We start from the raw sequence: 12,357 nt of genomic DNA, 5'->3' as shown, positions 1-12,357 counted from the left end.
ATGAATGGCGTAAATGCAGGATTGTTGCCCTCTACAGGCACATCTACACTCGCTCAAGTTGCGTCTAATCTTGACGCTGCCCAGGCCGAGACTTAGCCTGAGCGCCGAAATTATCCTCGTAATATCAACTCTAGGGATCGTCGAATGCTGCGCAAACTCTCACTGGCCGTCGCCGTGTCTTGTGCGTCCAATGGAATGGCCTGGGCAGCAGAAGCGCCCTTGACCAATAAAACCGACCTGGTCAGCGTCTATCAGGAGGCCGTCGACAACAATGCCGACCTCGCCGCCGCCCGCGCCGACTACGATGCCCGCAAGGAAGTCGTGCCCCAGGCCCGCGCCGGCCTGCTGCCCAATCTCTCGGCCGGTGCCGACCTGAACAACACCCGGACCAAGTTCGACGAGCCGTCGATGACCGCCAGCCGCAGCGGCACCGTGTACCAGGCAACCCTGGCCCAGCCGATTTTCCGCGCCGACCGCTGGTTCCAGTTGCAAGCCGCCAAGGACGTCAACGAACAAGCCGCGCTGGAGCTGTCGGCCACCGAGCAGAACCTGATCCTGCAAAGCGCCGAGAGTTACTTCTCAGTGCTGCGCGCCCAGGACAACCTGGCTTCGACCAAGGCCGAGGAAGCTGCCTTCAAGCGTCAGCTGGACCAATCCAACGAGCGTTTCGACGTCGGCCTGTCGGACAAGACCGACGTCCTGCAATCCCAGGCCAGCTACGACACCGCGCGGGCCAACCGGATCCTCGCCCAGCGCCAGGTGGAGGATGCGTTCGAAGCGCTGATCACCCTGACCAACCGCCAGTACAACTCGATCCAGGGCATCGTCCACAGCCTGCCGGTGCTGGCGCCGACGCCCAACGACGCCAAGGCCTGGGTCGATACCGCCGCCAGGCAGAATCTCAACCTGCAGGCCAGCAACTACGCGGTCAGCGCCGCCGAGGAAACCCTCAAGCAGCGCAAGGCCGGCCACGCCCCGACCCTCGATGCGGTGGCGCAGTACAAGAAAGGCGACAACGACGCCCTCGGTTTCAGCAACCCGGGGCCCCTGGGCCAGCGCTACGGCAGCGATGTCGAACAGCGCAGCGTCGGCCTGCAGTTGAACATTCCGATCTACAGCGGCGGCCTGACCAGCTCGCAGGTGCGCGAATCCTACTCGCGCCTGAGCCAGAGCGAGCAGCGCCGCGAAGCCCTGCGCCGGCAGGTGGTGGAGAACACCCGCAACCTGCATCGTGCGGTGAACACCGACGTCGAACAGGTCCAGGCCCGGCGCCAGTCGATCATCTCCAACCAGAGCGCCGTGGAAGCCACGGAAATCGGTTATCAGGTCGGTACGCGCAATATCGTCGACGTGCTCGACGCCCAGCGCCAGCTGTACACCTCGGTGCGCAACTACAACAACAGCCGCTACGACTACATCCTCGACAACCTGCGCCTCAAGCAAGCCGCCGGCACCCTCAACCCGGGCGATCTGCAGGACCTGTCGCGCTACTTGAAAGCCGACTACAACCCGGACCGCGACTTCCTCCCGCCGGACCTGGCCAAGGCCGCGGCCGAGCAGCTCAAGGCCCGCTCGGGGGAGTAAACTTGCAGGCGCCAGCCCAGGCGTCGAGCGACCGCAACGAGCATAAAAAAGCCACCGCCATTCAATAGAATCGCGGTGGCTTTTTTGTCTGTCCCACGGACAGGGTCACAGCCTGCGGCAAGGGTTCCGGATCAATCCTTGAGCAGACGATCCAAGCCGTCGAGCAGGCGCTGCAAGGCGCCCTGGTTGCTGCGCATCACCTTCAGCCCGGCTTCGGCCATCTTCTGCGCATCGCGCGGCAGCTCGAACAGGCGCTGCACCGCCACGGCCAGGCCGTGGGCATCGTCCACCTCTTGCAGGGCTCCGGCCTCGCGCAGCATCGCGGCGATTTCCAGGAAATTGAACAGATGCGGCCCGCTCAGCACCGGCTTGGCCAGGGCCGCCGGCTCCAACAGATTGTGGCCGCCGTTGGGCACCAGGCTGCCGCCGACAAAGGCGCTGTCCGCCAAGGCATAGAGGAACAGCAATTCGCCCATGGTGTCGCCCAGCAGCACCGAGGTCTCGGCGCTGACCGGTTCGTCCCGGGAACGGCGAACGGTGGCGAAACCTTGCTGGCGGCACAGCTCGAACACCGGGGTGAACCGTTCCGGGTGGCGCGGCACCAGGATCAGCAAGGCATTCGGGTAGCTGGCCAGCAACTGGCGATGGGCATCCAGCACCACGGCATCTTCGCCTTCATGGGTGCTGGCGGCGATCCAGACCGGGCGCTCGCTGGCGTGCCACTGCTGGCGCAACTCGCTGGCCCGCACCAGCAGCTGCGGATCGATGCTCAGGTCGAACTTGATCGAACCCGTCACCTCGACCGTTTCCGCTCGCGCGCCCAACTGGCGGAAGCGCTCGGCCTCGGCGGCGGTCTGCACCGCGAACAGGCTCATCTCGGCGAGCATCGGCCCGGTGAGCTTGGCAAAACGCCCGTAGCCCCTGGCCGAACGCTCCGACAACCGCCCATTGGCCAGCGCCACGGGAATCCCACGCTTGGCGCACTGGTGGATGTGATTGGGCCACAGCTCGGTTTCCATGATCACCGCCAGCTTCGGTCGTACCCGATCGAGAAAACGCGCGGCGGCGCAAGGCAGGTCGTAAGGCAGGTAGCAATGCTGGATGCGCGGTTCGTTGGCGAACATGGCCTGGATGCGCTCCGAACCGGTGGGCGTCATGCAGGTGACGGTGATCGGCAGCTGCGGATAACGCGCCAGCAAGGCCCGGATCATCGGCGCGGCGGCGATGCTCTCGCCCACCGACACCGCGTGCACCCAGATCCCGCCCGGCTGCATCGCCGGCAAGCCCCTGGCGAAACGTTCGCCGATCCGCCGGGCATACGCCGGCGCCTTGCGTGCCCGCAGCCATAGACGAATCGCCACCAATGGCAGCCCCAGGTAAAACAGCGCGCTGTAGAGAGTTCTATTCATGGCGGCGGAGTTTATCGGCTTTTTCAGCCAATCGCCCGCAAGTGCACGGCAAAACGCTCCGCCAGCCAGCGCGCCGCCGGCCCCAGGGGATCGTCGCGGCGCCAGACCAGCTCCACCACCAGCGCCGGCGGGGTCCATTCGCTGACCAGCTCGACCATCTGCCCCTGGTACGTCGGGTACTGCACCACATGCCGCGGCAACCAGGCCCAACCCAGGCCGCGGGTCAGCCACTCGGCCATCACGTAAAAACTGTCGGCGCGCCAGACCTGCGGGCTGGCCGGCTCGCTGCCGGGGTAGACGCTCGACTGGGTCGCCATCAGCAACTGCCGGTGCTGCGCCAGTTGCTGGCAATCCACCCTGGCCTCGCGGGCCAGGGGATGGCCGACACCACAGACCGTGACCATTTCGATGCTGCCCAGCACCCGCCGCTCGAGGGCCTCGGGAATCTGGTCGTGATAGAACAGCAGGCCAAGGTCGGCCCGGCGCTCCACCAGCTTGCGCGCCACGTCGCCCTGGGCGGAACTGGTCAGTTGCACCTCCAGGCTGGGAAAGCGCTCGGCCAGGGCCTCGAGGCTGTCGATGACCGGCTGATAGGGCATCGCTTCATCCTGGGCCAGGCGCAGGCGCGCTTCCTCACCACGTACCAGGGCCAGCGCCCGGCCATTGAGGCGCTCGCACTGGCGCAGCACCTCCCGCGCTTCCTCCAGCAGGGCCCCGCCGGCCTCGGTCAGTTTCGGCTGGCGACCGCTGCTGCGCTCGAACAGGCTCACCCCCAGGTCGGCCTCCAGCAAGGCAATGGCGCCGCTGATCGCCGATTGCGCCTTGCGCCGATCCCGGGCCACCGCCGAGAACGAACACTGTTGCGCCACGCTGACAAACAGGCGCAACTGCTCCAGATTCCACTGTGTGCTCATGGCTCAACCTATCTCTGATTCAGATAGGTAATGACTTTACCCCATCTGAAGAATCTCTAGAATGCCGACCTCATCAAGCACGCCCAGACACGAGGACCCTCCCATGAACGCTTACACCTACCTGGCCATCGCCATTTGCGCCGAAGTGATCGCCACCGTTTCGATGAAGGCGGTCAAGGGCCTGAGTACCCCGCTGCCCCTGCTGCTGATCATCGTCGGCTACGGCGTGGCCTTCTGGATGTTGACGCTGGTGGTCCGCACCGTGCCAGTGGGCGTGGCCTACGCCGTCTGGGCCGGCATGGGCATCGTCATGGTCAGCGTGGCCGCGCTGTTCCTTTACGGACAGAAACTGGATATCCCGGCAATGCTCGGCATGGCGTTGATCGTCCTCGGCGTGGTGGTGATCCAGCTGTTTTCGAAGACCGCCGGACACTAAAAAAGCAGCGGCAAGCTACAAGCTGCAAGCGGTGTAGATGAGCATCACGCTTGCAGCTTGAGGCTTGAGGCTTGAAACTTGCGGCTTCGATTTGTTCTCTGAGGTCGCTGCATGCCATCCGTTATTTCCACCGACGTGCTGATTGTCGGCGCCGGAGTCGCCGGCCTCTGGCTGAACGCCCGCCTGCGTCGCCAGGGCTTTTCCACCGTGCTGGTGGAGAGCGCCAGCCTCGGCGGCGGACAAAGCGTCAAGTCCCAGGGAATCATTCACGGTGGCGCCAAATATGCCTTGCACGGGGCCCTGACCGGCGCCTCGGAAGCCATCGCCGACATGCCGCGCCGCTGGCGCGAGGCCTTGGCCGGCAACGGCGAGCTGGACCTGTCCGGCGTACGCCTGCTGTCCGAGGCGCATTATCTCTGGTCCCCCGGCACCCTGGCCGGCAACCTCACCAGTTTCTTCGCCAGCAAGGCCGTGCGCGGCCGCGTCGACCAGGTCAAGGGCGACCAGTTGCCGCCGGCCCTGCAGGACCGCCGTTTCAAGGGCAAGGTCTATCGCCTGGCCGAACTGGTGGTGGACGTGCCGAGCCTGATCGGGCGCCTGGCGGAACTGGGCGGCGACAGCCTGTTGGCCGGCCAGAAGATCGAACCCCTGCTGGAAAATGGGCAGTTGGTGGGGCTGCGGGTCGACGAACGGGAAATCCGTGCGCAGCGCATCGTGCTCAGCGCCGGGGCCGGCAACGCCGACCTGCTGGGCAGCCTTGGCCTGAGCCAGCCGGCCATGCAACGCCGGCCGCTGCACATGGTGATCGTCAAGGGGCCAAGCCTCAAACCGCTGTACGCCCACTGCCTGGGCGGCGGACCGAAACCACGCATCACCGTGACCACCCACCCGGCGGCCGACGGCCAATGGGTCTGGTACCTCGGCGGCGACATCGCCGAAGCCGAAGGAGTGGCTCGCGAGCCGGCGGCGCAGATTGCCGCTGCCCGCAAAGAACTCGACAACCTGCTGCCCTGGATCGACCTCAGCCAGGCGCAATGGGCCACCTTGCGGGTGGATCGGGCCGAACCCGCACAATCGGGCCTGACCCGGCCGGACAACGCCTTCCTCGCCGAACAGGAACGCCTGCTGGTAGGCTGGCCGACCAAGCTGGCCCTGGCCCCGGACTTCGCCGACCGGGTGCTTGCCGCCCTGGAACGCGACGGCATCCGGCCCGGCCCGGCGAGCGCCTTGCCGGCGTTGCCGAAGCCGACCATCGCGCAACCGGCGTGGGAGCAACTGCTGCCATGAGCCAAGCGACCCTGCACGACCTGCATCGCCCCCTCGGCAGCACCGGGCTGTGGGTATCGCCCCTGGGCCTGGGCACCGTGAAGCTCGGACGCGACCAGGGGGTGAAGTACCCCAACGGTTTCCAGATTCCGGATGACGCCGAAACCCGCATGCTGCTCAAGCTGACCCGCGATCTGGGTATCAACCTGATCGACACCGCGCCCGCCTATGGCCGCAGCGAAGAACGCCTCGGCCCGCTGCTGCGCGGCCAGCGCCAGGATTGGGTGATTGTCAGCAAGGTCGGCGAGGAATTCGAAAACGGCCAGTCGCGCCACGACTTCAGCGCCGCGCACACCCGCCTGTCGGTGGAGCGCAGCCTGCAAAGCCTGGAAACCGACTTCATCGACCTGGTACTGGTGCATTCCGACGGCAACGACCTGCACATTCTCGAACAATGCGAGGTCTACCAGGCCCTGGCCGAGCTCAAGCAAGAGGGCAAGATCCGCGGTTTCGGCTTTTCCGGAAAGACCGTCGAGGGCGGCCTCAAGGCTCTGGAACAAGGTGACTGCGCCATGGTCACTTACAATCTGAACGAGCAGAACGAGCGCGCGGTCATCGATTATGCCGCTGCCCACGGCAAAGGCATCCTGGTGAAAAAGGCCCTGGCCAGCGGCCATGTCTGCCTGAGTCCGGGGGTGGATCCGGTGCGCGCCAGCTTCGAACTGCTGTTCGACCAGCCGGGCGTCGCCAGTGCTATTGTCGGGACCATCAACCCGCTGCACCTGGCCCATAATGTCGCCACTGTCGCGCAGGTACTGCGCAAGAACTGATGCCGCCCACGCGGCCGACCCCGACGCAAGAAGGAGCCGACATGCCGCGTACGCTCATAAGAAAGAACCCCAGCAACTTCAAGACGCTGCCGCTGTTCGTCGAAGCGACGCCCGAGGGCCTCAGCTACCAGAGCGTCGGCATGCCGCTGAACTTCGCCCAGACCCTGCAACGCCGGCGGCCGGTCACGGTGGCCGACGCCGAGCGCTTCGCCCTGGAACTGGCCAACCTCGGCGTTTCGGTGCGCCTGACCCTGCACTGGCAGAACCGTGACTATTGGGTGCTGGTCCGCCAGCGCCGCCAGGATCGCGGCGACGTGGTGCTCAAGCTGATTTCCGGCTACGTCCCGGCCCACGAGTTGAACCTGCCGCTGCACACCGCTATCCAGGAAATCGCCGAGGAGTGCCTGCTGGAAACCCCGGAAGGCTGGCTCAGCGGGCGCTTCAACGACACCTGGCTACCCGCCCCCTACTCCGCCGCCCTGCATTATCGCGAGGCCCTGCCCTTTCGCCTGACGCCGCTGTCGGGCGCGGCCCGGCCGGTGCGCTGCGCCAACCTGCAGTTGCTCGAACGGCCGCGAGCGTACGTGCACTTGCCCACCGCTTCGCTGCAACTGATTTATGACCTGCGCCTGGACGTGCCGAAAGAGGCCAAGTCGCTGAGCCTGTTCCATGTCGACGAACGCCTGGAGGGCGACCAGCTGGTGGCGCGCCTGGACCGCAAGCGCCCGGACCTGTACCTGATGCCGCTCAAGGACGGGCAGCCGTGCGCCGAGCTCTACACCTTGAAAAAGGATCAATTGCAGCCGGCGAGCACCCGCGGGCTGTACCTGGCCGAAAGCTTCGCCCAGCAGCACGGCTGGCTGGTGCGCGAGGAACGGATTCGCTGGAAGGATTGGTTGAAGCAGCAGGGTTTGAGCGCACCGGAACAGGACTCGAAGCTCACGCGCTTTACCGGCAAGGCGCGGCAGATACTGCGCAAGATCGTACCGGCCAAGGCCAGCCGACAGCGCTGAAGACCAGCCCGGCCGCTGCAGGTTTCCCTGGAGCAGGCGGGCTGGCGGCAGACCTCATTCGGTCTTGCGGATTTTCTCGACGATGGCGGTGGTGGAGCTGTTCTCCACCAGGCCCAGCACCTTCACGGTACCGCCATAGGCCTTGACGATATCGGCGCCGACCACCTGGTCGACCGAGTAGTCCCCGCCCTTGACCAGCACATCCGGCCGGACCTGGGCCAGCAGGTTTTCCGGCGTGCCTTCGGGGAAGCTGATGACCCAGTCCACCGCACCGAGGCCGGCCAGTACCGCCATGCGCCGGTCGACACTGTTGATGGGCCGCCCCGGCCCTTTCAGGCGGCTGACCGACGCATCGTCGTTGATCGCCACGATCAGCCGGTCGCCTTGCGCCCGCGCCTGTTCGAGGTAGGTCACATGGCCGGCGTGGAGGATGTCGAAGCAGCCGTTGGTGAACACGATCTTCTCTTTGTGCGCCCGCGCGTCGTCGATCGCCAGCAGCAACTGGTCGAGGCTCAACACACCACGCTCGGAACCTTCTTCACGCTGGATCGCGCGACGCAGCTCCGGAGCGCTGATGGCCGCGGTTCCCAGCTTGCCGACCACGATGCCGGCCGCCAGGTTGGCCAGGGCCACCGCGTGTGGCAATTCCTCGCCCGCCGCGATCGCCGCCGCCAGGGTGGAGATCACCGTGTCGCCGGCACCGGTGACGTCGAACACTTCACGGGCCCGCGCTGGCAGGTGCAGCGCCGGGTGATCGGGGCGCAACAGGGTCATGCCATGTTCGCCACGGGTCACCAGCAAGGCGCCCAGCTCCAGGTCGTGCATCAGCTTCGCGCCTTTGCTGACCAGGTCGTGTTCGTCGACGCAACCGCCCACGATGGTTTCGAATTCGCTGAGGTTCGGGGTGATCAGGCTGGCGCCACGATAGATCGAAAAGTCCTTGCCCTTCGGGTCCGCCAGCACCGGGATGCCGCGCGCGCGCGCGGCCTGGATCAGCACCTGATGGTTCCTCAGGGCACCCTTGCCGTAGTCGGACAGCACCAGCACCTTGATGCCGTCCAGCAACCGGTCGACTTCGGCGCCCAACGCCAGGGCGTCGGTGGCGAAGGGTTGTTCGAAATCGATACGCAGCAATTGCTGGTGCCGGCTCATGACCCGCAGCTTGACGATGGTCGGCTGATGGGCGATGCGCTGGAACAAGGCGCGTACGCCTGCGCCTTCGAGACTGTTGGAGAGGCTGTCGGCAGCCTCGTCGTCGCCGGTGACGCCGACCAGCGAAGCCGGCGCGCCGAGCGCGGCGATGTTCAAGGCAACGTTCGCGGCACCGCCCGGGCGGTCCTCGATCTGCTCGACCTTGACTACCGGTACCGGCGCCTCAGGGGAAATCCGTGAGGTACCGCCATGCCAGTAGCGGTCGAGCATGACATCGCCGACCACCAAGACGGGGGCTTGATCGAATCGCGGCATGGACAACTTCATGGAGATCCCACATACAAAATGAACAGGGGCGCGATATTAACACAGGGTGAACGCTGCCTAGTTCTACCGCTGCACCAGTATTCGCGATCGCCATGCGCTGTTCATTTATTGAGCAAAAGCGCCATGAGCCGATCGGTCGCGCAGCCCGGCCCGAGCGTTTCGGTGTCGATTTCGCAGTCAGGGTCCAACGGGGCTTCATAGGGGCTGTCGAGGCCGGTGAAATCGCGGATGCGCCCTTCGCTCGCAGCCCGATACAGGCCTTTGGGATCGCGCCGGGCACAGGCGGCAAAGGAGGTACTGACATAGACCTCCAAAAACTCGCCCTCGGCGAACAAGGCCCGTGCCGCGGCGCGCTCGGCGCGAAATGGGGTAATCGCGCAGACGATCACGATCAGCCCCGCCTCCACCATCAGCCGCGCCACTTCGGCCAGCCGCCGGGTATTTTCCTTGCGGGCCTCGGCGTCCATGCCCAGGTCCCGGCACAGGCCGCCGCGCACATTGTCGCCGTCCAGGACGAAGGTGTGCAGGCCCCGCCCGTTCAGGCGCAACTCCAGCAGATTGGCCAGGGTCGACTTGCCGGCGCCGGACAAGCCGGTCAGCCAGATGCAGCATGGACGCTGGTGCTTGAGCGCCGCTCGCTCGAGCGCGGTCAGGGACAGGCTGCAGGGATGAACCCCGGCCGGCGGGCCAGGCGGCGCCAGGGGCTCACTCATAGCCGAGCAGCTCGTAGTCGCGCTGGTAGGCCCGGCGTACCAAGCGGCGGGTGCGCACCGAACAAAAGTCTCGGGCCGGTGCCTCGTGCCGCTGCTGCGACTCGTTGAGGCGCGGCAGGGAGCGGCTCACCCCCAGATGTTCGCTGAGCAATTGGTAATCGCGCTGCAGGTGTTCCTGATAGCCGATGAAATCCATGCCCAGGCGCCCCATGGAGTCCACCAGGAAGTCGGTCTGCGGGGCGAAGTGCAATTGCCTGTGGATATTTTCCGGATGCAGCCAGCGACCGACAAAGTCGTCGAAATCGCGATAGTGGCTGACCAGCCGCTGGGCCGCCTGGTCGCGGCGGCTGAGTTGGTTGCCGCGCAAAAAGGCATAGGCCGAATAGGCCCGCTCCAGAGGGTCGCGGACCACCGCGAACTTGAAACTGCTGGCGAATTGCCGGGGAAACTGTTGCTCGTACCAGTACAGCGGCAAGTGCCCGGGCGTCCAACCGTCGAACAAGGCCGCACACAGGCTGCTTCCTGCACACTTGGGCACATGGATGAACACACAGCCATGCTCGCGGAACGGCGTCGGAAAACGCACGTTGGCGGACATCGACTTGTTCACCACCTGGCGGTCCACCACCGGCAGACGCCCCAGCAAGAATGCCCGCTGCGACTTGGGCAGCAATTTCCACAGATAACGTTGCAACATTCCAGCACCCGCGCGACGGGGTTGCCCCCCTCGATTCCGCCGACGATTGAGGCTGGCACCATAACAAGGGCGAAACGCTGGATTATTTAGGCTTGGTCAAGATGGTAAGAGGCTGGATACAAAAAGGCTGATACAACGAGCCCGGCGCCTTGCACGCCGGGGACCGCACCAGGATGGGCAGGCGCCCATCCTGGTGCGTGGTTCAGGCGATGCCTTCGGAGGCAGGCTCGTCCAGGCCCATGGCATGCAGGCGCGAGTAGTAGCCGTTCTGCGCCAGCAGGTCGACATGGGTGCCCCGCTCGACGATCCGCCCCTGATCCATGACCAGGATCAGGTCGGCCTTCTCGATGGTCGACAGGCGGTGCGCGATCACCAGGGTGGTGCGGCCCTTCATGACCTTGTCCAGGGCCGCCTGGATATGCCGCTCGGACTCGGTGTCCAGGGCCGAGGTAGCCTCGTCGAGAATCAGCAGCGGCGCATTCTTCAACAGGGCCCGGGCAATCGCCAGGCGTTGACGCTGGCCACCGGAGAGCAGCACGCCGTTCTCGCCGACCTGGGTGTCCAGGCCTTCGGGCAGCTGCGAGATGAAGTCCATGGCGTAGGCATCCGTCGCCGCCTTCTCGATGTCTTCCCGCGGCGCGCCGGCCAGGTCGCCATAGGCGATGTTGGCGGCCACGCTGTCGTTGAACAGGGTCACGTGCTGGGTCACCTGGGCCACATGCCGGCGCAGATTGCGCAGGCGGTAGTCCTCGATCTCCACGTCGTCGAGAAGGATCTGCCCGGTTTCGTGGTGATAGAAGCGTGGAATCAGGCTGGCCAGGGTCGACTTGCCGCTGCCGGAACGACCGACCAGCGCAATCATCTGCCCCGGCGCGGCAGTGAAATTGATGTCCTTCAACACTTCGCGGTCCGTGCCCGGATAGGTGAAGCTCAGGTTGCGCACTTCCAGGCGACCGTCGATACGCTCGCGCTCGACCTGGCCCAGGTCGACTTCGGGCTCGACATCCAGCTGTTCGAAAATGCTTTCCGCGCCCGCCACGCCCTTCTGGATGGTCGAACTGACTTCCGAGAGCTGGCGAATCGGCTTGGGCAGCAGGCCGGCGGCGGTGATGTAGGCCACCAGGTCGCCCGCCGTGGCATCGCCCCGCAGGAACAGCACCAGGAACATCAGCACCGCCATGGCGGAATAGATCACCAGCTGCAGCATCGGCGTGTAGACCGCGCCCGTCTTGGTCATGCGCAGCTGTTTGTCGGTGTTGCTCTGGCTGGCGTCGACGAAACGCTGCTGTTCGTAGCTTTCGCCGCCGAAACTGCGCACTACGCGATAGCCCTGGATGGTCTCGGAGGCGACGTGCGTCACATCGCCCATGGCCACCTGGATCTTCTTGCTCTGCTTGCGGAATTTCTTGCTGGTGTTGCCGACCATCATTGCGATCAACGGCAGGATCGCCAGCATCACCAGGGTCAGCTTCCAGTTCATCCACAGCAGGTAGACGAACAGGAACACCACCGTCAGGCCTTCGCGGATCACCACCTTGATCGCATCGGTGGCGGCGCCGGTGACCATGGTGACGTTGAAGGTAATGCGGGAAATCAGGTGCCCGGAGTTATGCGTATCGAAATAGCGGTTGGGCAATACCAGCAGTTTGTTGAACAGCTCGACCCGCAGGTCGTGCACCAGCCCCAGGGAAACCTTCGCCAGGTAGTAGTTGCCGAGGAAGGAGCCAAGCCCCTGCCAGGCCGCGATCAGGATGATCAGCAGCGGCACCGCCATCAACAGCTGCAAGTCGCGCAGATAGGGAACGTTGGGGAAGAGCACCGCTTCGGGGTTGCTCAAGCCGTCGACGAAATATTTGAGAATGCCCGCCAGCATCGGCTGGGTGGAAGCAAATATCACGAAGCCCACGATACTCAGCAGGAAAATGCCTATGTAGGGTTTCACATACCCCAACAGCCGGAAATAGATCTTCAGGCTGGAATCCTGGTCCGCTTTGGGCGGTGCTTCACTCATCGTAG

11 protein-coding genes are annotated in these 12,357 nt (G+C 65.0%); 5 read left to right on the top strand and 6 right to left on the bottom strand.

What is annotated here, in order from left to right; all coding sequences use genetic code 11:
* The first annotated feature begins 144 nt into the window (after window positions 1–144).
* Complete coding sequence (locus TO66_RS02570) at window positions 145–1,584, top strand: TolC family outer membrane protein (protein WP_044460848.1); 1,440 nt, start codon at window positions 145–147, stop codon at window positions 1,582–1,584.
* Window positions 1,585–1,715: 131 nt separating this feature from the next.
* On the opposite strand, the gene waaA is transcribed toward TO66_RS02570, so the two are convergent.
* Together waaA and TO66_RS02560 are read right to left on the bottom strand one after the other, a co-directional pair.
* Window positions 1,716–2,993: a lipid IV(A) 3-deoxy-D-manno-octulosonic acid transferase gene (gene waaA, locus TO66_RS02565; protein WP_044460847.1), complete on the bottom strand. Its 1,278-nt coding sequence runs from the start codon at window positions 2,991–2,993 to the stop codon at window positions 1,716–1,718.
* A 23-nt stretch (window positions 2,994–3,016) separates the two neighbouring features.
* Entirely contained in the window at window positions 3,017–3,907 is an 891-nt protein-coding gene (locus tag TO66_RS02560; protein WP_044460846.1) for a LysR family transcriptional regulator, read from the bottom strand.
* A 103-nt stretch (window positions 3,908–4,010) separates the two neighbouring features.
* On the opposite strand from TO66_RS02560, the gene TO66_RS02555 reads away from it, so the two are divergent.
* The 4 genes from TO66_RS02555 (at window position 4,011) to TO66_RS02540 (ending at window position 7,452) form a co-directional block, all read left to right on the top strand.
* On the top strand, window positions 4,011–4,343 hold the full coding sequence (locus TO66_RS02555; RefSeq protein ID WP_007921448.1) for a multidrug efflux SMR transporter: 333 nt from the start codon (window positions 4,011–4,013) through the stop codon (window positions 4,341–4,343).
* A gap of 111 nt (window positions 4,344–4,454) precedes the next feature.
* Window positions 4,455–5,630, top strand: a complete 1,176-nt coding sequence (locus TO66_RS02550) for an FAD-binding oxidoreductase (RefSeq protein ID WP_044460845.1) — start codon at window positions 4,455–4,457, stop codon at window positions 5,628–5,630.
* The gene (locus TO66_RS02545; RefSeq protein ID WP_044460844.1) at window positions 5,627–6,439 is read left to right on the top strand and encodes an aldo/keto reductase; all 813 of its coding nucleotides are present in this window, start codon (window positions 5,627–5,629) and stop codon (window positions 6,437–6,439) included. The genes TO66_RS02550 and TO66_RS02545 overlap by 4 nt, the downstream gene beginning before the upstream one ends.
* 41 nt (window positions 6,440–6,480) lie before the next feature.
* Complete coding sequence (locus tag TO66_RS02540) at window positions 6,481–7,452, top strand: hypothetical protein (RefSeq protein ID WP_044460843.1); 972 nt, start codon at window positions 6,481–6,483, stop codon at window positions 7,450–7,452.
* A 54-nt stretch (window positions 7,453–7,506) separates the two neighbouring features.
* Here TO66_RS02540 and hldE read toward each other — a convergent pair whose 3' ends face one another.
* The 4 genes from hldE to msbA form a co-directional block, all read right to left on the bottom strand.
* Window positions 7,507–8,931, bottom strand: coding sequence for a bifunctional D-glycero-beta-D-manno-heptose-7-phosphate kinase/D-glycero-beta-D-manno-heptose 1-phosphate adenylyltransferase HldE (gene hldE / locus TO66_RS02535; protein ID WP_044460842.1), 1,425 nt, complete (start codon window positions 8,929–8,931; stop codon window positions 7,507–7,509).
* 101 nt (window positions 8,932–9,032) lie between these two features.
* Window positions 9,033–9,644: an adenylyl-sulfate kinase gene (gene cysC, locus TO66_RS02530; protein WP_044460841.1), complete on the bottom strand. Its 612-nt coding sequence runs from the start codon at window positions 9,642–9,644 to the stop codon at window positions 9,033–9,035.
* Window positions 9,637–10,341 (bottom strand): sulfotransferase family 2 domain-containing protein, encoded by a 705-nt coding sequence (locus tag TO66_RS02525; protein WP_044460840.1) that lies wholly within the window; start codon window positions 10,339–10,341, stop codon window positions 9,637–9,639. The genes cysC and TO66_RS02525 overlap by 8 nt, the downstream gene beginning before the upstream one ends.
* Before the next feature lie 202 nt (window positions 10,342–10,543).
* Window positions 10,544–12,352, bottom strand: coding sequence for a lipid A export permease/ATP-binding protein MsbA (gene msbA, locus TO66_RS02520; protein ID WP_044460839.1), 1,809 nt, complete (start codon window positions 12,350–12,352; stop codon window positions 10,544–10,546).
* Between the last annotated feature and the right edge of the window lie 5 nt (window positions 12,353–12,357).

The sequence above is a fragment of the Pseudomonas sp. MRSN 12121 genome, assembly GCF_000931465.1.
Lineage (GTDB): Bacteria > Pseudomonadota > Gammaproteobacteria > Pseudomonadales > Pseudomonadaceae > Aquipseudomonas.
This window is presented reverse-complemented; position numbering and strand designations above follow the sequence as displayed.

What these genes read in the sequence shown, in the direction of transcription:
- cysC (WP_044460841.1), bottom strand. Translation starts at nt 9,644, where the DNA reads ATGAGTGAGCCCCTGGCGCCGCCTGGCCCGCCGGCCGGGGTTCATCCC.
- TO66_RS02545 (WP_044460844.1), top strand. Translation starts at nt 5,627, where the DNA reads ATGAGCCAAGCGACCCTGCACGACCTGCATCGCCCCCTCGGCAGCACC.
- TO66_RS02570 (WP_044460848.1), top strand. Translation starts at nt 145, where the DNA reads ATGCTGCGCAAACTCTCACTGGCCGTCGCCGTGTCTTGTGCGTCCAAT.
- TO66_RS02555 (WP_007921448.1), top strand. Translation starts at nt 4,011, where the DNA reads ATGAACGCTTACACCTACCTGGCCATCGCCATTTGCGCCGAAGTGATC.
- TO66_RS02525 (WP_044460840.1), bottom strand. Translation starts at nt 10,341, where the DNA reads ATGTTGCAACGTTATCTGTGGAAATTGCTGCCCAAGTCGCAGCGGGCA.
- hldE (WP_044460842.1), bottom strand. Translation starts at nt 8,931, where the DNA reads ATGAAGTTGTCCATGCCGCGATTCGATCAAGCCCCCGTCTTGGTGGTC.
- TO66_RS02560 (WP_044460846.1), bottom strand. Translation starts at nt 3,907, where the DNA reads ATGAGCACACAGTGGAATCTGGAGCAGTTGCGCCTGTTTGTCAGCGTG.
- waaA (WP_044460847.1), bottom strand. Translation starts at nt 2,993, where the DNA reads ATGAATAGAACTCTCTACAGCGCGCTGTTTTACCTGGGGCTGCCATTG.
- TO66_RS02550 (WP_044460845.1), top strand. Translation starts at nt 4,455, where the DNA reads ATGCCATCCGTTATTTCCACCGACGTGCTGATTGTCGGCGCCGGAGTC.
- TO66_RS02540 (WP_044460843.1), top strand. Translation starts at nt 6,481, where the DNA reads ATGCCGCGTACGCTCATAAGAAAGAACCCCAGCAACTTCAAGACGCTG.
- msbA (WP_044460839.1), bottom strand. Translation starts at nt 12,352, where the DNA reads ATGAGTGAAGCACCGCCCAAAGCGGACCAGGATTCCAGCCTGAAGATC.